This is a genomic window from Amycolatopsis sp. NBC_00348, assembly GCF_036114655.1.
Classification (GTDB): Bacteria; Actinomycetota; Actinomycetes; order Mycobacteriales; family Pseudonocardiaceae; genus Amycolatopsis.
The window spans coordinates 9733302-9751671 of sequence record NZ_CP107994.1; the positions used below are offsets into that span (position 1 = coordinate 9733302).

The 18370-nt window shown below is 70.2% G+C and carries 19 protein-coding genes; 14 read left to right on the plus strand and 5 right to left on the minus strand.

The genetic code is table 11. The annotated features are described in order from the left end of the window. Positions 1-18: 18 nt before the first annotated feature. Both hrpB and OHS58_RS43965 read right to left on the minus strand, forming a co-directional pair. A complete protein-coding gene (gene hrpB, locus OHS58_RS43960) occupies positions 19-2400 on the minus strand; it encodes an ATP-dependent helicase HrpB (RefSeq protein ID WP_328646203.1) in 2382 nt (793 codons plus the stop codon). Next, positions 2397-3227, minus strand: a complete 831-nt coding sequence (locus OHS58_RS43965) for a glutamate ABC transporter substrate-binding protein (RefSeq protein ID WP_328646204.1) — start codon at positions 3225-3227, stop codon at positions 2397-2399. The genes hrpB and OHS58_RS43965 overlap by 4 nt, the downstream gene beginning before the upstream one ends. Before the next feature lie 67 nt (positions 3228-3294). Between OHS58_RS43965 and OHS58_RS43970 the strand changes: the two genes are divergently transcribed. The 6 genes from OHS58_RS43970 (at position 3295) to OHS58_RS43995 (ending at position 7095) form a co-directional block, all read left to right on the plus strand. Continuing rightward, entirely contained in the window at positions 3295-3822 is a 528-nt protein-coding gene (locus OHS58_RS43970; RefSeq protein WP_326946482.1) for a MauE/DoxX family redox-associated membrane protein, read from the plus strand. Between the two features lie 72 nt (positions 3823-3894). Continuing rightward, complete coding sequence (locus tag OHS58_RS43975; RefSeq protein ID WP_326946483.1) at positions 3895-4638, plus strand: DsbA family protein; 744 nt, start codon at positions 3895-3897, stop codon at positions 4636-4638. Between the two features lie 110 nt (positions 4639-4748). Further along, complete coding sequence (locus OHS58_RS43980; RefSeq protein ID WP_328646205.1) at positions 4749-5078, plus strand: hypothetical protein; 330 nt, start codon at positions 4749-4751, stop codon at positions 5076-5078. Continuing rightward, positions 5075-6196, plus strand: coding sequence for a C40 family peptidase (locus OHS58_RS43985; RefSeq protein WP_328646206.1), 1122 nt, complete (start codon positions 5075-5077; stop codon positions 6194-6196). Before OHS58_RS43980 ends, OHS58_RS43985 begins: the two co-directional genes overlap by 4 nt. A 9-nt stretch (positions 6197-6205) precedes the next feature. Beyond that, a complete protein-coding gene (locus OHS58_RS43990) occupies positions 6206-6586 on the plus strand; it encodes a YbaB/EbfC family DNA-binding protein (RefSeq protein ID WP_326955720.1) in 381 nt (126 codons plus the stop codon). Positions 6587-6591: 5 nt separating this feature from the next. After that, on the plus strand, positions 6592-7095 hold the full coding sequence (locus OHS58_RS43995; protein ID WP_326946487.1) for a YbaB/EbfC family nucleoid-associated protein: 504 nt from the start codon (positions 6592-6594) through the stop codon (positions 7093-7095). A 57-nt stretch (positions 7096-7152) separates the two neighbouring features. Here the strand turns inward: OHS58_RS43995 and OHS58_RS44000 are convergent, their stop codons facing one another. Continuing rightward, the gene (locus tag OHS58_RS44000; RefSeq protein WP_328646207.1) at positions 7153-7374 is read right to left on the minus strand and encodes a hypothetical protein; all 222 of its coding nucleotides are present in this window, start codon (positions 7372-7374) and stop codon (positions 7153-7155) included. Positions 7375-7479: 105 nt separating this feature from the next. Between OHS58_RS44000 and OHS58_RS44005 the strand changes: the two genes are divergently transcribed. Together OHS58_RS44005 and OHS58_RS44010 are read left to right on the plus strand one after the other, a co-directional pair. Next, entirely contained in the window at positions 7480-9306 is a 1827-nt protein-coding gene (locus OHS58_RS44005; protein ID WP_326946488.1) for a glycoside hydrolase family 3 protein, read from the plus strand. Between the two features lie 31 nt (positions 9307-9337). Next, complete coding sequence (locus OHS58_RS44010; protein ID WP_326946489.1) at positions 9338-10627, plus strand: ThuA domain-containing protein; 1290 nt, start codon at positions 9338-9340, stop codon at positions 10625-10627. A 62-nt stretch (positions 10628-10689) separates the two neighbouring features. Here the strand turns inward: OHS58_RS44010 and OHS58_RS44015 are convergent, their stop codons facing one another. Continuing rightward, on the minus strand, positions 10690-11034 hold the full coding sequence (locus OHS58_RS44015; protein ID WP_328646208.1) for a hypothetical protein: 345 nt from the start codon (positions 11032-11034) through the stop codon (positions 10690-10692). Next, positions 11031-12296 carry a PepSY-associated TM helix domain-containing protein gene (locus OHS58_RS44020; protein ID WP_328646209.1) on the minus strand — a complete coding sequence of 422 codons (1266 nt, stop codon included), beginning with the start codon at positions 12294-12296 and terminating at the stop codon, positions 11031-11033. The genes OHS58_RS44015 and OHS58_RS44020 overlap by 4 nt, the downstream gene beginning before the upstream one ends. A 131-nt stretch (positions 12297-12427) precedes the next feature. Between OHS58_RS44020 and OHS58_RS44025 the strand changes: the two genes are divergently transcribed. The 6 genes from OHS58_RS44025 (at position 12428) to OHS58_RS44050 (ending at position 18352) form a co-directional block, all read left to right on the plus strand. Then, positions 12428-13735, plus strand: a complete 1308-nt coding sequence (locus tag OHS58_RS44025) for a family 1 glycosylhydrolase (protein ID WP_328646210.1) — start codon at positions 12428-12430, stop codon at positions 13733-13735. 116 nt (positions 13736-13851) lie between these two features. Beyond that, positions 13852-15036, plus strand: coding sequence for a lipid-transfer protein (locus OHS58_RS44030; RefSeq protein ID WP_328646211.1), 1185 nt, complete (start codon positions 13852-13854; stop codon positions 15034-15036). A gap of 7 nt (positions 15037-15043) precedes the next feature. After that, complete coding sequence (locus OHS58_RS44035) at positions 15044-15475, plus strand: type II toxin-antitoxin system Rv0910 family toxin (protein ID WP_328646212.1); 432 nt, start codon at positions 15044-15046, stop codon at positions 15473-15475. Beyond that, a complete protein-coding gene (locus OHS58_RS44040) occupies positions 15472-16311 on the plus strand; it encodes a MaoC/PaaZ C-terminal domain-containing protein (RefSeq protein WP_328646213.1) in 840 nt (279 codons plus the stop codon). The genes OHS58_RS44035 and OHS58_RS44040 overlap by 4 nt, the downstream gene beginning before the upstream one ends. Next, entirely contained in the window at positions 16311-17180 is an 870-nt protein-coding gene (locus tag OHS58_RS44045; RefSeq protein ID WP_328646214.1) for an SDR family oxidoreductase, read from the plus strand. Before OHS58_RS44040 ends, OHS58_RS44045 begins: the two co-directional genes overlap by 1 nt. Next, on the plus strand, positions 17177-18352 hold the full coding sequence (locus OHS58_RS44050) for an acyl-CoA dehydrogenase family protein (RefSeq protein ID WP_328646215.1): 1176 nt from the start codon (positions 17177-17179) through the stop codon (positions 18350-18352). The genes OHS58_RS44045 and OHS58_RS44050 overlap by 4 nt, the downstream gene beginning before the upstream one ends. The last annotated feature ends 18 nt before the right edge of the window (positions 18353-18370 follow it).

Below are 18370 nucleotides of genomic sequence, written 5' to 3' on the forward strand. Positions count from 1 at the left end.
GGCCGCCCCCGACTTTCGTCAGGTGCGGCGCCGCGTGACGTGGCGCGTCGGAGCGGCGGTCGCCGGGTCCTCGGGCCACGGGTGCTTCGGGTAGCGGCCGCGCAGGTCGGCGCGGACCGCCGGGTAACCGTTCGTCCAGAACGACGCCAGGTCCGCGGTGATCGCCGCCGGGCGGCCGGCGGGGGAGAGCAGGTGCAGGACGACCGGGACGCCGGCCAGCGTGGGCGTGCCGGTCCAGCCGAACGTCTCCTGCAGCTTGACGGCCAGCACCGGCTGGTCACCGCCGTAGTCGACGCGGATGTGCGAGCCCGTCGGCACTTCCAGCCGGTCCGGGGCGAGTTCGTCCAGCCGGGAGGCTTCCGGCCACGGCAGCAGGGCCTTCAGCGCGGTACCGGCATTGACGTTCGCCAGGTCCGCGCGACGGCGGGCCGCGGAGAGGTCCAGCCAGCTGTCCACATCGGACAGCAGTGCGGCGTCGTCGACGGCGGGCCACGGCGCGCCGAGCACCCGGTGCAGGAACGCCATCCGCTCGCGCAACCGGGTCCCGTCGGCGGTCCACTTCAGCAGCCCGAGACCCTCGGCCCGCAGGCCCGCCACCAGGGCGTCGTGGACGTTCGGGTTCTTCAACGGCCGCGACGCCAGCGTGATGGCGCCCAGCCGCCGGACGTGCCGCGCGACGACGTCGCCGTCGGCCCAGGTCACTTCGTCCACTTCGGACACTGCCCCGGCGCGCACGGCGAGGCGCTCGTCGGCGGCCGCGGCGAGCCGGATGGTGCCGTGCACACGCCCGGGATCACGGGTCGCTTCGGCGATGGCCAGCCACGCGGAGTCCAGGCCGCTGCCGGGCGGCAGCTCGGCCGCGGTGCCGCCGGCCATGAGGTAGACGGGCTCGCCGCCCGGACGTCGCCGCGCGAGCCGTTCCGGGTGGGCCAGGGCGACGATCAACGCCGGATCGGGCTTGCCGTCTCCGGTGACCAGCCGCGAAAGACGCTGGGCCTCGCGCTTCCACCGTCGCGCCGCGTCGTCGCTCGCGCCGCGCAGCCGCCGCAGTTCCGCGTCGACGTCCGTCAGCTTGCCGCCCGCGTCGAGCAGTGCCACGACCTCCGCCGCGTTGCGTGCGCCGACCGCCTCCGCGCCGTCGAGCAACGCCCGGGCCAGCCGCGGGTGCAGCCCGAGGTCGGCCATCCGGCGACCGCGCGCGGTCACCGTGCCGTCCGGCGCCGTCGCGCCGAGGGTGGCCAGCAGCGCGCGGCCCGCCGCCAGCGCGCCTTCGCCGGGCGGGTCCCACCAGGCCAGGCCGCTGCCGTCCGGCGTCGACCAGCACGCCAGCTCCAGGGCCAGCCGCGCCAGCTCCGCCGTCCGGATCTCCGGCTCGGGGTACGCGGGCAGCGTCGCCTGCTCGTGCTCCGCCCAGCAGCGGTACACCCGCCCCGGCGCCTCACGGCCGGCTCGGCCGGCGCGTTGCGCGGCCACCGCCGCCGACACGCGGACCGTCGCCAGGCCGGGCAGCCCGCGCCGGTGGTCGACGCGCGGCACCCGCGCCAGCCCCGAGTCGACGACCGCGCGCACGCCCGGCACGGTCAGGCTCGACTCGGCCACGGCCGTCGCCAGCACGACGCGCCGTCGGGCACGCGGCCGCAGCGCGTCGTCCTGCTGCGCCGCGGTGAGCCGTCCGTGCAGCGGCAGGACGTCCACATCGGACAGATGCAAGAGCCCGGACGTGCGCGCGATCTCGCCCGCGCCGGGCAGGAACGCCAGCACGTCACCGTCCCCTTCGGACAGTGCGGTCCGCACCGCGCGCGCCACCGCGGGCTCGGCGCGCTCGTTCCGCGCAGGCGGCAGGTAGGACGTCGTGACCGGGTAGGTCCGGGCGGACGCCTCGATCACCGGCGCGTCGCCGAGCAGCGCGGCCAGCCGGCCGGACGCCACCGTCGCCGACGTCGCCAGCAGCCGCAGGTCGTCGCGCAGCCCGGCGCGGACGTCCAGGAGCAGCGCGAGCAGCAGGTCCGCGTCCAGGTGCCGCTCGTGGCACTCGTCCAGCAGCACCGTCGCCACCCCGGGCAGCTCCGGGTCGCCCTGCACGCGCCGCACCAGCAGCCCCGACGTCACGACCTCGACGCGGGTGCGCGAGGACACCTTCCGGTCGCCGCGCACGGCGTACCCGACGGTCTCGCCGACCGGCTCGCCCAGGATCGCCGCCATCCGCCCCGCCGCGGCCCGCGCGGCCAGCCGCCGCGGCTCGGCGACGACGACGCGGCCGCCGCCGGACATCAGCGCGAGCGGCACCAGCGTCGTCTTGCCGGTGCCGGGTGGCGCCACGAGGACCGCGGTGCCGTGCGCGTCCAACGCGGCGAGCACGTCGGGCAGCACGGCCCGCACGGGCAGGTCGGGCAGCTTCACTTCTCGGTGACCTCGGGGGGTGGTGGGAGCTGGTAACCGGACGGGCCGATGTTCGCGTTGAGCGAGCGCAGCCATTCACCCGAAGAGACCATCTTGCCGATCGCGTCGTCGATCTTGCTCACCCCCTGCGTATCGCCCTTGCGCAGGCCGACGCCGTAGTTCTCCTTCGAGAACGGCTTCCCGACGACCTTCAGCAGCTCGGGGTCCCGCGCGACGTAACCCGCCAGGATGACGCCGTCGGTCGTCACGGCGTCGATCTGCCCGGCCAGCAGCGCCGTGACGCAGTCCGGGTACCGCGGGTACTCGACCAGCTGGACGGCCTGGGCGAACTTGTCCTTGACCTGCTGGGCGGGCGTCGAGCCGGTCACCGAGCAGAGCTTGCGCGAATTGAGCGTCTCCGGCCCGGTGATGTCGGCCGCGGTGCGCCGGACCAGCAGGTCCTGGCCGGTCGTGAAGTACGGCCCGGCGAACGACACCTGCTGCTTGCGCTTGTCGGTGATCGAATAGGTCGCCACGACCAGGTCGACCGTCCCCGAAGCGAGGTCCGTTTCGCGCGTCGCCGACGTCGTCTCGCGCCACGTGATGTCCTTCGCGTCGACGCCGAGCTCACCCGCCACAAAAGTTGCGACGTCGACATCGAACCCGACGAACCGGCCGTCCACGGTGTGCTCCGACAGGCCCGGTGCGTCGAACCGGATGCCGATGGTCAGGTGATCCGTGGCACCGGCGCGGGCCACCACGGAGTCGGTCGGCGAAACGTGGGCGGGACCGCACGCGGTCGCCGTGACCAGCAGCAACGCCGAAGAGACCAGCACGCGCCACCGCATCCCGCCGCTCCCTCCGCCCCCGCCGGGCCCTCACGAAGTTCTCAGGTCCTCCCGTTAGCCTAAGTGCGTGGTGCGACCGTCCCAACCCGTACTGGACGCCGTCGGCACGCTCGCCCGGCTCGGGCTCGCGGCCGTCTGGCTCGTTTCCGGTGCCGTGAAGCTGGCCGATCCGGGGCAGACGTTGATCGCCGTCCAGGCGTACGACGTGCTGCCCGGCGCCCTCGTGAACGTGGTGGCCGTCGCGCTGCCGCTCGTCGAGCTCGTGCTCGGGCTGTTCCTGCTCGCGGGCCTGGCGACCCGGTGGGTCGCCGGCGCCGCGCTGGTGCTGCTCGTGGTGCTCATCGCCGGCATCGCCCAGTCGTGGGCGCGCGGGCTGAGCATCGACTGCGGGTGCTTCGGCGGCGGTGGCCAGGTGGCGGCGGGGCAGACCGAGTACCCGCAGGAGATCCTCCGCGACTCCGGTTTCGCGCTGCTGGCCGGCTGGCTGCTGGCGCGGCCGCGCACCTGGCTGTCGATCGACGGCTGGCTGGCGCGAGGTCGTGGGAACTCTGTCGAACCCGGGCCCGACTACTCGGGTATCGCGGAAGGGAACTGATACACAGTGGGTGGAGCTGAGCGGACCGCTCGGAAGCGTCGTCAGGCCGCACAGGCCGGGGGAGCGAGGGCGGTGGCCCAGGCCAGGGGCGCGTCCGGCGACAAGCGGAAGTGGATCATCGGGATCGCCGCCGTGGTCGTGGTGGCCGCGCTCGTGATCGGCGGCGTGATCTGGACGATCTCCGACAAGAACAAGACCGAGGGCCAGGTCATCAACCCCGGCCAGGCCACCACGTCGCTGGCCGCCGACGTCACGCAGAAGCGCGACGGCGTGGCCGTCACGGTCGGCAAGACCGGCGCGAAGTCCACGATCGACGTCTACGCCGACTTCCTCTGCCCGATCTGCGGCACGTTCGAGAAGAACAACAAGACGCAGATCGAGCAGGCGGTCAACGACGGCAAGCTGGCGGTGCGCTACCACATGGTGCCGCTGCTCAACGACCGCTCGAGCCCGCCCGGGTACTCGCTCGACTCGGCGAACGCGGCGCTCGCCGCGGCCGACGCCGGCAAGTTCCTCCAGTTCCACGACGCGCTGTACGCGAACCAGCCCGAAGAGGGAAAGCGCGGTTACGACAAGGCGCAGCTGATCGACCTGGGCAAGAACGTCGGCATCACCGACCCGAAGTTCGCCGAGACGGTCAACGCCGGCACCTACAACGACCAGATCAACGCGGCGTTCCAGCAGATCTCGACCGACCCCAAGCTGGCGCAGGACTTCGGCGGCGGCCAGAGCGGGTTCGGCACGCCGACGGTCACCTCGAACGGCGCGATCGTCAACTGGCAGGACCAGAGCTGGCTCACCGGAGTGCTCGGCTGAGTCCGGGCAATTCGCCCACTCGGGTACGGACCGTGGACTAGGCTTATCCCGCAGGGTGGGGAACCGGGGATGGCGGGCGCACGTCGCATCCCTGGTGACAGGGAGGGCCAGTGGACGGTTCGCATTCGGGGTTTCACGTCGACGACGGCGCGTACACGCGGTACGCGCGTGAGGTCGACCCGCTCGGTGAAGACGTCAAAGGCGCGGCGGAGAAGCACGTCGGCCCGCACGTCGGGGTCGGTTTCTCCGACATGGGCGCGGAGTCCGGCCTGACCGGCGCCTACACCGGCCGGATGCGGGCGCTGCAGGAGAAGCTGCACCGCGTCGGCGGCGGCTGGAGCGCGATGGGTGACGCCGCCCGCCAGACCGACCGCAACTACGCCGGCGTCGAGGCCGAGCACAGCGACGTCGTCCGGCGGCTCGGGACGGATCTCACGTGACCGAGCACGCCGACCTGCTCGTCCGGCACGGCCTGGACACCACGAACCAGTTCGCAGACAAGCTGCACCACGACCCGGCCGCGATCAGCGGCGCGCGCGACGGCCACGTCGCGCTGCAGACGTCGATGGGCAAGACCCACGACACCGCGTCGGCGCAGCGCGTCAACCTGACGTCCGCCAGCTCCGGCTCGACGACCGACCGCGCGACGGCGACGTCCAAGAGCCTGGAGCAGGAAGTCCAGGACCTGCTCGACGAGAGCGCCGAGATCGAGCGGGCCGTCGCCGAGGCCGCCGAGACGCTGAACCTGGGCCAGATCAAGAACGACCAGGTCCGCGACCAGATCATCAAGGAGATCTCGGCGTCGATGAAGGCGCTGGCGGCGGTCAAGAGCATCCAGCCGCCGGAGAGCCGCGGCGCCGCGTCGCGCGACATCCTGATGAAGCTGCAGACCAAGATCGGCCAGCTGACCGGCCAGGCCGCGACGTTCAGCGAGCAGACGATCAACCAGCTCACCGACATCGGCACCAAGCTGGGTGGCGGCGAGCAGACGACGTCGGCGAGCAGCGCTTCGCCGACGAAGGTGGCTTCGTCCTTCAACAGCAATAGCGGCTACTCCGGCGGCGGCTCCGATGGCGGGGGCGGGGGCGGTGGGGGAGGCGGGGGCGGCGGCGCCGTGCACAAGCCGCGGCTGCCGGTCGCGGTCCCGCCGCAGCCCGGCACCGGCGTCGGCATCAACCTGCCCGGCGGCAAGACCGTCATGGCGCCCAACGAAACCGCCGCGAAGGCCGTGCGCAACGCGCTTTCGCAGCTCGGCGTGCCGTACGTCTGGGGCGGCACCGCGCGTGGCCAGGGCCTCGACTGCAGCGGCCTGACTATGACGTCGTACCAGGACGCGGGCCTGCAGCTGCCGCGGACGGCGGCACAGCAGACGGTCGGGGCCGAAGTGCCCTCGATCGACCAGCTGCTGCCCGGCGACCTGGTCGTCTGGTCCGGGCACGTGGCGATGGTGATCGGCGACGGCCAGATGGTCGAGGCCGGCGACCCGGTCCAGATCAGCAAGATCCGCACCACGAACGCGGGACAGTCGTTCATCGGGTTCTACCGGCCGACGGGGTAACTTCGCATCGTGGCTGACTTCGACATGGACCTGGCGGCGGCCCGCGTCTCCGAACAGGCGGACCGGGCGGGCGCGGACGCCGCCGCGCGCTTCGAGCGCTCGGGTCCCGTGGTGGGCAAGGCCGCTTCGGGAGACAGCACCATCGAGGTCCAGGTCGCGCCGGGCGGGCTGCTGACCGGCCTGACGATCCACCGGTCCGCGCTGCGGCACGGGTCGGCGGTGATCGCGGACCAGATCGTCGAGCTGGCCCAGCGCGCGACCCGCCGCGCGGGCGACAAGATGTACCACGCGCTGGCGCCGGTCGTGGACGCGTCACAGCTCGAGGCGCTCGGCTACGAGCCGATCCCGGACGACGACCCGGACGCCGAGTCCGTCTCCTACGGAAGGTGAGCGCGATGCCCACGACGCGTGAGCTGATTTCCCAGGCCCGGGCGCGCGAAGAGGCGCTGGCGCGGGTGGACGAGCTGCTCGCTTCGGCGTCCGGCACGGCCCACGACCACGACGGCCAGGTCGAGGCGACGGTCGACGGCCGCGGCAAGCTCCTGCGGCTGTGGCTCGCGCCGTCCGCGGTGAACCTGGGCGAGCGGCTGGGCCCGCTGGTGGTGGAGATCGCCCGGGCGGCCATGCGCGAGGCGACCCAGGACGGCTACAACAAGGTCGCGCTGCTGCTGGGCGAGGACATGACGTTCATGATCGAGCAGATGACGGGCATGCCCGCCCCGGCCCGAGCCGAGGACGACGACCCGGGCATGACGGTCGAGGAGTTCCAGCGGCTGCGGGAGGAACGCCTGGGTTCCGCGCCCGCTGCTCCCGCTGCTCCGGCGCCGGTTTCGAGTGTCGAGGACGAAGACGCGTACTGGGATTCCTTCGATCCGGCTTCGCTGCGTTCGGACCGCTGACCGGCGCTGAGCAGCCCCCGTTTTCCACGCTACCGGTGAGGACCGACAGTTCCCGGTTCAGTTGAGCTGGGCCGTGGAGCTGGCGCCGTCCAGTACCGATCGACGTCCAGCATGCCCCTCGGGCAGCGAGCCGTCGGCGGAACGCAGGATCTGCAGCCACCGGCGTTCGCCCGTGGCCAGGTGGCGGATCAAGCCGCCCAGCGTCAGGGCGCTGACCGTCGTGCGCTTCGCCGCGCCGGAGTCGGCCGAATTAGGCCGGAAGGTGACCGGAAAGCGCAATCCCGCTCAGTGGCAACCGAGTTCGCTCAGAGGTCTGGACCAACGTCGAAAGCCTGTGCCTTAATTCAAGGCGTGAATTTCGGTCTCTCGACGAGGAGGACCCGGATGGGTCTCGGACGCAGACTGGGTATCGGCGCGCTGGCCCTCGGGCTCCTGGTGACGTCGGAAACCCCGGCCCTCGCCGGGAACGGCCCGGCCTACAAGGACTCCTGGCGGCCCGTCAAGGTCCGGGTGGCCGACCTGCTCGGCCGCATGTCGCTCGACGACAAGCTCGGGCAGATGATGCAGGCCGAACGCCTCGGCGTGAAGTCGCCGGCCGACGTCACCACCGGGCGGCTCGGCTCGCTGCTCTCCGGCGGCAGCTCGCAGCCGACGCCGAACACGCCCGTCACCTGGGCCGACATGTACGACGGCTTCCAGAAGGCCGCCCTCGCCACGCCGCTGGGCATCCCGCTGATCTACGGCGTCGACGCCGTCCACGGTCACAACGGCGTCTACGGTGCGACCGTCTTCCCGCACAACATCGGCCTCGGCGCGTCCCGCGATCCGCAGCTGGTGCAGAAGATCGGCCGCGCCACCGCGGAAGAGGTCTCGGGCACCGGCATCGACTGGGACTTCGCGCCCTGCCTGTGCGTCGCCCGCAACGACCGCTGGGGCCGCACCTACGAGTCGTTCGGCGAGGTCCCGCAGCTGGCCACCGAGATGTCGACGGTCATCACCGGACTGCAGGGCCGCTCACTGGACCAGCCCGGTTCGGTCATGGCCACCGCCAAGCACTACGTCGGTGACGGCGGCACGACCGGCGGCGTCAACGAGGGCAACACCGAGATCAGCGAGCAGGAGCTGCGCGCGATCCACCTGCCGCCGTTCAAAGCTGCCGTCGACCGCGGGGTCGGCTCGGTGATGATCTCCTACAGCAGCTGGAACGGCGTCAAGATGCACGCCGGCTCGTACCTGATCAACGACGTCCTCAAGAAGGAACTGGGCTTCAAGGGGATCGTCGTCTCGGACTACAACGGCGTCGACAAGATCGACGGCAAGACCGGCTTCACGCCGGAAGAGGTCGAGGCCTCGATCAACGCCGGCATCGACATGGTGATGGTGCCCTACGACTGGCAGAAGTTCATCGACACGCTCCGCACGCTGGTGCAGCAGGGGCGCGTGCCGCTGTCGCGCATCGACGACGCGAACCGCCGCATCCTCACCAAGAAGTTCGAGCTCGGCCTGTTCGAGCACCCGCTGACCGACCGGCGGTTCCTGAAGACCATCGGCAGCAAGGAACATCGCGACCTGGCCCGCCAGGCCGTCCGCGAATCCCAGGTGCTGCTGAAGAACGACCACCACGTACTGCCGCTTTCCAGGCACGAAAAGATCTTCGTCGCCGGCAAGAGCGCCGACGACATGGGCAACCAGTCCGGCGGCTGGACGGTCGGCTGGCAGGGCACCAGCGGCCCGGTCATCCCCGGCACCACGATCCTCCAGGGCATCACGAGCAGTTCCTCGAAGGTGACCTACGCCAAGGACGGCACCGGGATCGACCAGAGCTACGACGTCGCCGTCGCCGTCGTGGGGGAAACGCCTTACGCCGAAACGAAGGGCGACCGTCCACAAGGGATGGGCCTGGACGACGCGGACCTCGCGACGCTGCAGAAGCTGAAGGACTCCGGCGTGCCGACGGTCGTCGTGCTGGTGTCCGGGCGGCCGCTCGACATCGCGGCGCAGGTGGGGGACTGGGCCGGGCTCGTCGAGTCGTGGCTGCCGGGCAGCGAGGGCCAAGGCGTGGCCGACGTCCTCTTCGGCGGCTACAACCCGACCGGGAAGCTGCCGGTGACCTGGATGCGCAGCGCCGACCAGCAGCCGATCAACGTCGGCGACGGCCAGCCCGCGCTGTTCCCGTTCGGCTACGGCCTCCACTACCCGCGCCATTGGTGATCGGTCCCCGCCCCCACCGGAAGGAACACGTATGCCGTCCAGAACCCGCCGCCCGCTGATCCGGATATTGGCGTTCTTCGCCGTCTTGCTGGGGCTCAGCCTCGGCGGCCCGGCCGCGCCGGTCGCCCACGCCGCGACGCCGTTCAAGGTGCTCGCCTTCTACAGCGGCACCTACGACGCCGCGCACATCAGCTTCGAAAAGGAAGCCAACGTCTGGTTCCCGCAGCAGGCGGCGGCCAACGGCTTCACCTACACCTCGACGACCAACTGGAACCAGCTGACGTCCATCACGCCCGACCAGTACCAGGTGGTCATGTTCCTGGACGACCAGCCGCAGTCGCAGGCGCAGTTCCAGGGCTTCCAGCGGTACATGCAGGCCGGTGGCGGGTTCTACGGCTTCCACGTCACGGCCTACAACGACGACACCACGCCGTCGTACGCCAACTGGTTCCACAACGACTTCCTCGGCACCGGCCGGTTCACCTCGAACTCCTGGGGACCGACGCCGGAGACGCTGAAGATCGAGAACCGCACCCACCCGTCGACGGTGAACCTGCCGGCGACGATCAAGTCGTCGACGTCCGAGTGGTACGCCTGGCAGAACGACCTGCGCCAGAACAGCAACATCACCATCCTGGCGTCGATGGACCAGTCCACCTTCCCGATCGGCACCGACCCGAGCCAGACCTGGTACAGCGGGTACTACCCGATCTCGTGGACCAACAAGAGCTACAAGATGATCTACTCGAACTTCGGCCACAACGCGATGAACTACGACACGAACACCGCGCTGTCCTCGACGTTCGAAAGCGCCGACCAGAACCGCTTCCTGCTCGACGGCCTGAAGTGGCTCGGTGGCGGCGGCACGACCACCCCGCCGCCCGCCGGCACGATCGACCCGTCGGCCTGGTACGCGGTGTCGAACAAGGCGAACGGCAAGTGCGTCGACGCGCGGGCCGCGGCCAGCGCCAACGGCACCGTGATCCAGCAGTACACCTGCAACGCCACCACGGCGCAGCAGTTCCAGTTCGCCCCGACCAGCGGCGGGTACGACCGGATCAACAACCGGATCAACCCGGCGCAGGTCATCGACGTCGCCAACGTGGCGACGACCGACAACGCCGGCCTGCAGCTGTGGGCCTACAGCGGCGGCAACAACCAGCAGTGGCAGCCGGTGTCGGAAGGCAGTGGCTACTACCACTTCGCCGTCCGTCACACCGGCAAGTGCCTGACCGTGCCGGGATCGTCCACCGCGGACAGTGTCCAGCTGGTCCAGGCGACCTGTAACGGCAGCGCCGCTCAGTCGTTCAAGGTCGGCTAGGGGAAGGTCCGTGAAGGACTCCTTACCGGCTCTTATGGCCGGTAAGGAGTCCTTCACGGCTTTCAGCGCCAGGTCGTCTGGAGGCGGATCACCAGGACGGCCAAGGTGAGCAGGGCGACGGCGAGGAGCACGCCTGCCGAGCGCGTGTCGTCTCGGGCGCCCCACGCGAGGGCGGCGGGGAGGATCGCCAGCGACGTCACCAGGTAGGCCACGTGCGTGCCCGGTTCCGCTGGGTGGTGAGGGGACGCCAGGCCTGCGATCGCCTGCGCGAGCAGGGCCAGTTCGATCAGGACAGCGAGCGGGCGCCAGGGTGGCCAACGGTAGCGGCCCGTCGCGCTCACGACCAGGGCCGTCAGGCCGGACAGCAGGCAGAGCGCCGTCGTGGCGAAGGCCAGGGGCTCGATCACGCCCGGCGCGCTTTGCGGCGACGGCGTTTCGTGCCGAGGCGGAAGAGCCACGTCGAGATGCCCGTGAGCATCAGCGCCAAGGGCGCCAGGCCGAGGACGACCCAGACGAGCCGCCACCAGCCGTCGACGAGCCAGCCGAAGTGCGCGGCCTCGAACACCTTGCTGTAGAAGCGGTTCGCGGTCGGCTCCGGCGCGGCGTCCACAGAGGACACGTGGGTGGCGTCGTGGCTGTCGACGTACACCGTGCGATCGCCGCCGAAGAACGCGCGGGCGCCGTAGGGCTGGTAGCCGTCATCCGCGATCGACACCGAGTAGTAGTCCGTGCCTTCGGAGGGCGGGACGAGGTAGCGGACGGTGCCGGGGGACGCGGCCAAAGCGGCCGAAGACGCCTGGTCGATGCCGATCTCCGGGGTGCCGGGCGCGGCCGGGTTCGCCGTGAAGCTGTACTTCGCCTCGTCCGGCGTGGTGCCGCCGGTGATCGCGAGCCACGCGTTTTCCACCGGCGGCAGGTAGAACGCGGCGCCGGTGACGCCCCACATCAGCACGAACGGCACCGACACGAGGCCGATCACGTTGTGCAGGTCGTAGTCGCGCGCGAAGCGGCCCTTGCCGAGCCGGACGCGGAAGCCGTGCGAGAACGTCTTGAAACCCGGCCACCAGACGACGATCCCGGTGATCGCCAGCAGGATCATCAGCAGCCCGAGCACGACCAGGAGCAGCAGCCCCCAGTTCGTCCCGGCCGGCCAGTCGAAGCCGATCGACGGCACCGGCGCGGCCAGCCACGACACGTACCCCGGGTCGTCCTTGCAGGTGAACGCGCAGTCGTGCAGGTTCGTCAGCCAGCCCATGACGCCGTCGTCGAGCTTCTGCGGCCCGGTGATCCGCCCGCTGCCGGGGTCGACGGCGTAGGCGGTGGTGTAGTCGGTGTCGCCGACGGCGATGATGCCGCCGTCGTCGCTGACCCAGGCCGCGGCGAACTCCGGGTGCGCCTGCTTGACGAGGTCCCGCGCTTGCTGCAGGCCGAGCGGGCGCGAGCTGTCGGTGTGCGCGTAGAAGTCGCCGTGCGTGGCCCGGAAGTACTCGGCGCGGTAGAGCAGGATGACGCCGGAAGTGGTCTCGAGGACCAGCAGCAGGCCGAGCACGAGCGACGTCCACCGGTGCGTGACGACGAGCGCGCGCCGCACGGGCTTGCGCCGGTACCAGCGCCGGACCGCGCGTCGCGGCGGAACGGTCCTGGTCAGCGTGGGTGCTTCGGCGGTCATGACGTCCTTCTGCTCGGTGAAGATCGAAGTGAGGTTAGCCTTGCTTTACCTCGTTTGTCTTCCGTCCTTCGGTGGATGTGCGGCGAGTCACCGCGCCGCTAACATGAAGCTCCTTCATGAATGGGGGAGCGATGCGGCGCAGTGCGGTCCTCGTGGTCCTGGCGGTGCTCGCGGGTCTCGTCGCGGGGGTGTCCCCGGCGGTGGCCGTCACCCAGCCGTTCTTCTGGGGCGTCGCGACCTCGGGCTACCAAGCGGAGGGTGCGGCGCCCGACAGCAACTGGCGCCGTTACGAGCAGGCGAAGACGTCGTCGATCAAGGAGCCCTACCGCGAGTCCGTCGACTTCCGGCACAACTACGTCGCGGACATCGATCGTGCGAAGCAGCTCGGCGTGAACGTGTTCCGCTTCAGCGTCGAGTGGGCCCGGATCGAACCGCGGCCCGGGCAGGTCGACCAGGGCGAGCTGGCGTACTACGACGACGTCGTCCGGCACGTCCTCGACGCCGGGATGCGGCCGATGATCACCCTCGACCACTGGGTCTACCCCGGCTGGGTCGCCGACCAGGGCGGCTGGGACAGCGACCGCACGGTCGACGCCTGGCTCGTCAACGCCCGCCGCGTCGTCGACCGCTACAAGGGGCTCGGCGCGCTGTGGATCACGATCAACGAGCCGACCGTCTACCTGCAGAACGAGACGGCCAACGGCGGGCTCGCCGGGTGGAAGCTGCCGTGGGCGCAGGCCCGGCTGGTGCGCGTCCACCGCGCCGCGTACGACCTGATCCACCAGCTCGACCCGGGTGCGCTCGTCTCCAGCAACACCGCGTACGTCCCGGCGGTGCAGGGTGTGCTGGACGCGTCGTTCCTCGACCAGGTGCGCGACAAGCTCGACTTCGCCGGCCTGGACTACTACTACGGCGCGAGCCTCGACAACCTCAGCGCGATCCACGCGGCGAGCGGCGAGTTCTGGAAGGTGACACCGCAGCCGGACGGGATCTACTACGCGCTGCGGTACTACGCGCGGAAGTTCCCGGGGCTGCCGCTCTACGTCGTCGAGAACGGCATGCCGACCGACAACGGCAACGCGCGTCCGGACGGCTACACGCGCTCGGACCACCTGCGCGACCACATCTACTGGGTGCAGCGCGCGAAGGCCGACGGCATGAACGTGATCGGCTACAACTACTGGAGCCTCACCGACAACTACGAGTGGGGCAGCTACCAGCCCCGCTTCGGTCTGTACACAGTGGACGCCGCCACCGATCCGTCGCTGACCCGGCGTCCGACGGACGCGGTCACGACGTACCGGCAGCTGATCGACGGGCACGGCGTCCCAGCGGGCTACACGCCGGTCCGGCCGCCGGGCTTCTGCTCGGTCGTCGACGGCCTGGGCAGCTGCCTCGACCCGGCCCGCTACCCGGGTCCGCTGCTCCCGCTGGGCTAGCCCCGGGGCGGCACTTTCACGTGAAAGTGCCGCTTTGCGGCACAAAGTGCCGCTTTCACGTGAAAGCGGCAGGCTCTCACTCTTGATAAATACATGCCGGTCTGTATGTTTGTTGCATGGCGAACAAGGTGTACGTCGTCGGCGTCGGGATGACGAAGTTCGAGAAGCCGGGCCGGCGTGAGAACTGGGACTACCCGCAGATGGCGAAGGAGTCCGGGACCAACGCCCTGGCGGACGCCGGGCTCGGGTACGACGCCGTCGAGCAGGCCTACGTCGGCTACGTCTACGGCGAGTCGACGTCCGGGCAGCGCGCCGTCTACGAGCTGGGGATGACCGGGATCCCGGTGCTCAACGTCAACAACAACTGCTCCACCGGCTCGACCGCGCTGTACCTGGCCGCGGAGGCGATCCGCGGCGGCCGCGCGGACTGCGTGCTGGCGCTGGGCTTCGAGAAGATGAAACCCGGCTCGCTCGGGTCGACCTTCGACGACCGCGAACAGCCGATGGGCAACCACATGCAGGCGCTCGCCGAGATCTCCGAGGTGCTGTTCCCACCCGCGCCGTGGATGTTCGGCGCCGCCGGCCGCGAGCACATGAAGGCGTACGGCACCACGGCCGAGCACTTCGCGAAGATCGGCGAGAAGAACCACCGGCACTCGGTGAACAACCCGTACGCGCAGTTCCAGGACGTCTACTCGCTCGACGACATCCTCGCGTCCCGGATGATCTACGACCCGCTGACCAAGCTGCAGTGCTCGCCGACGTCCGACGGCTCCGGCGCGGCGATCCTCGCGAGCGAGGCGTTCGTCGAGACGAACGGCCTGGCCGAGCGGGCCGTCGAGATCGTCGGGCAGGGCATGACCACCGACTTCCGCAGCACCTTCGACGGCAGCGCGAAGAACATCGTCGGCTACGACATGACGCGCCAGGCCGCGTTGAAGGTGTACGACCAGGCCGGGCTCGGGCCCGCCGACTTCCAGGTCATCGAGCTGCACGACTGCTTCTCCGCCAACGAACTCCTGACGTACGAAGCGCTCGGGCTCTGTGAAGAGGGCGAAGGCGGAACGCTCGTCGACGCGGGGGCCACGACGTACGGCGGCAAGTGGGTGGTCAACCCGTCCGGCGGGCTGATCTCCAAGGGCCACCCGCTCGGCGCGACCGGCCTCGCCCAGTGCGCCGAACTCACCTGGCAGCTGCGCGGCGACGCCGGCAACCGGCAGGTCGACGGCGTGCAAGCCGCACTGCAGCACAACATCGGACTCGGTGGCGCCGCCGTCGTCACCGCCTACCAGCGAGCTTAGGAGAGACATGGGTCAGATCACCGCGTCCGTCGAACTGCCCGCCACGCCGGACAAGGTGTGGGCGGAGTTCTCGAACCCGAACAACTTCGAGAAGTGGCTGACCATCCACACCAAGTGGAAGGGCGACGTCCCCGCCGAGTTCGCGCAGGGCGCCCAGGTGTCCGAGGTCGTCACGATGCTCGGCATGGCGAACACGATCACCTGGACCGTCGACGCTTACGAGGCGCCGCACCGGCTGGTCATCTCCGGGACCGGGATGGCCGGGGTGAAGATCCGGTTCTCGCTGTCGGTCGCGGCGGCCGGCCCGGGCTCGGTGGCTTCGATCGACGCCGAGTTCACCGGCCAGATGATCGTCGGCGCGCTCGGCAAGGCCGTCGAGAAGGACGGCAAGAAGAACCTCGACGAGTCCCTCGGCAAGTTCAAGGCCCTGGTCGCATGAAGTTCGACGCCACCGGGCTGGACAAGTGGACCGACCCCGTCGCCTTCGACGTCACGCGCGAGCGGCTCGTCGAATACGCCTTGACGACCAATGATCCGATCCCCGCGCACCGCGCGGGTGACGTCGCGAGCCCGGTGTTCGCGATCGTGCCGGTGTTCCAGTCGCTGCTGGAACCGGCCCTCGAAGTCGTGCCGACGTCGTTGTTCGGCAAGGTGCTGCACGGCGAGCAGGACTTCCGGTTCCACCGCCCGATCCGGCCCGGCGACGCGCTGGTGTCGCGGGCCAAGATGACCGGCTACGAGGGGCTGCCGAAGGGGACGCGCGCGACGGTCTACCTCGAGTGCCGTTCCGTTTCCGGCGAACTGGTCAACGAGCAGTACGTGACGTTCTTCGTGCGCGGCTTCGACACCGGGGAGAAGCAAGGGGTGCTCGGCCCCGGCCACCGCTTCGACGACTCGTTGCGCTCGCAGCCGCCGGTGGCGAAGGTCAGCCAGCACGTCGACGACGACCAGACGTTCCGCTACGGCCCGGCCGCCGGTGACCCGATGCCGATCCACCTCGACGAGGACGTCGCCCGGGCCGCGGGGCTGCCGGGGATCATCGCGCACGGGCTCTGCACGATGGCGTTCACGTCGTGGGCGGTGCTGACCGAGGTGGCCGGGTCCGATGTGGACAGACTGCGGCGGCTGGCCGTGCGGTTCGCGTCGCCGGTGCTGCCCGGGCAGGACCTCTCGACGTCCATCTGGGCGGCGGGCCCTGGTGTTTACGCCTTCGAGACCACCGTAGGGGACAAGGTCGTCGTCAAGGACGGCTTCGCCGAGATCGGAGACCACTGATGGGTGCACTCGACGGGCGCGTCGCGCTGATCACCGGCGCGGGCCGCGGGATCGGGCGGGAGCACGCGCTGCTGTTCGCCCGCGAAGGCGCGCGGGTGGTCGTCAACGACCTCGGCGGGGACAACGACGGGAGCGGCGCTTCCGCCGGGCCCGCGTCCGACGTCGTCGCGGAGATCCGCGCGCTGGGCGGGGAGGCGGTGGCCAACACGTCGAGCGTGACGTCGTGGGCGGGCGCGTCGGAGCTGGTCGAGCAGGCGGTCGCGGAGTTCGGCCGGCTCGACGTCGTGGTGAACAACGCGGGCATCCTGCGCGACGCGTTCGTCGCCGGGATCACCGAGCAGCAGTGGGACGACGTCATCGCGGTGCACCTCAAGGGCCACGCGGCGGTGCTGCACCACGCGGCGGCGTACTGGAAAGCGCAGTCGAAGGCGGGTACGCCGGTCGCGGCGGCGGTGGTCAACACGGCGTCGGCGTCCGGGGTGACGCTGCCGAACGCGGGCCAGGTCAACTACGGCGCGGCGAAGGCGGGCATCGCGGCGATGACGCTGGTGGCGGCGGCCGAGCTGGAGCGCTACGGCGTCCGCGTCAACGCCATCGCCCCGATCGCCCGGACGCGGCTGACGCTGGCGACCCCGGGGATGGGCGCGATCTTCGCGGCACCGGTCTCCGAAGGCGAGTTCGACGCCTTCTCGCCCGCGAACATCTCGCCGCTGGTGGCCTATCTGGCTACTGAGAAGTGCGCTTTGACGGGCAAGGTGTTCGCGGTCCAGGGCGGCGCGATCTCGGAACTGGCGGGCTGGCACGACGTCAAGGTGATCGAGACCGAAGGCCCGTGGGGGATCGACGACATCGCGGCGAGGCTGCCGTGATCGAGTGGTCCGAGACGGACCTGCTGGTCCGCGACTCGATCCGCGAGTTCATCGCGAAGGAGATCCGTCCTCAGCTGGACGCGCTCGAGAGCGGTCAGCTGCCACCGTACGACATCATCCGGAAGCTCTTTGCCGCTTTCGGGCTGGACGTAATGGCTTCGGAGGCGGTCTCGCGGATCTTGTCGCCGTCTTCGGGCTCGTCTTCCTCTATGGGAGGCCAGGAAACGCTGGCGTTGATCGCGATCAGCGAGCTGGCCGGGGTGAGCCTGGGGATCGTGGCGTCGCTGGGCGTGTCGCTGGGTCTGACGGCCGCGACGATCCTGTCGAAGGGATCGCAGGAGCAAAAGGAGCGTTGGCTGCCGGGCTTGGCGACGTTCGAGAAGATCGGCGCGTGGGCGATCACCGAGCCCGACTCGGGTTCGGACGCGTTCGGCGGCATGCGGACGTCCGTGCGGCTCGACGGCGACGAGTACGTCCTGAACGGCCAGAAGACGTTCATCACGAACGGCCCGCACGCCGACGTCGTCGTGGTCTACGCGAAGCTGGACGACGGCTCGTCGCCGCGCGACCGGCCGGTGCTCGCCTTCGTGCTCGACCGCGGCATGCCGGGGTTCGTGCAGGGCAAGGCGTTCAAGAAGATGGGCATGATGTCGTCCCCGACGGGCGAGCTGTTCTTCGACGACGTCCGCCTCGGTCCCGATCGGCTGCTGTCGTCGTCCGGTTCCGAGGGCGCGCGGGAGAGTTTCGCGGCGGAGCGCGTCGGCGTGGCGGCGTTGTCGCTGGGCATCATCAACGAATGCCAGCGGCTGTGCGTTTCGTACGCCAAGTCGCGTCGGTTGTGGGGGCAGGAGATCGGCCGCTTCCAGCTGATCCAGCTCAAGCTGGCGAAGATGGAGGTGGCGCGGCTGAACGTCCAGAACATGGTGTTCCAGACGGTGGCCAAGCTGCGCGCGGGCAAGCGCCCATCGCTGGCGGAGGCGTCGGCGATGAAGCTGTACTCATCGGAAGCCGCGACGGAGGTGGCGATGGAGGCGGTCCAGCTGTTCGGCGGCAACGGCTACATGGCGGAGTACCGGGTGGAACAACTGGCCCGGGACGCGAAGTCGCTGATGATCTACGCGGGAAGCAACGAAATCCAGGTGACCCACATCGCGAAAGCCCTGCTGGCCTAGCGAGGTCGTGAGTGAGTA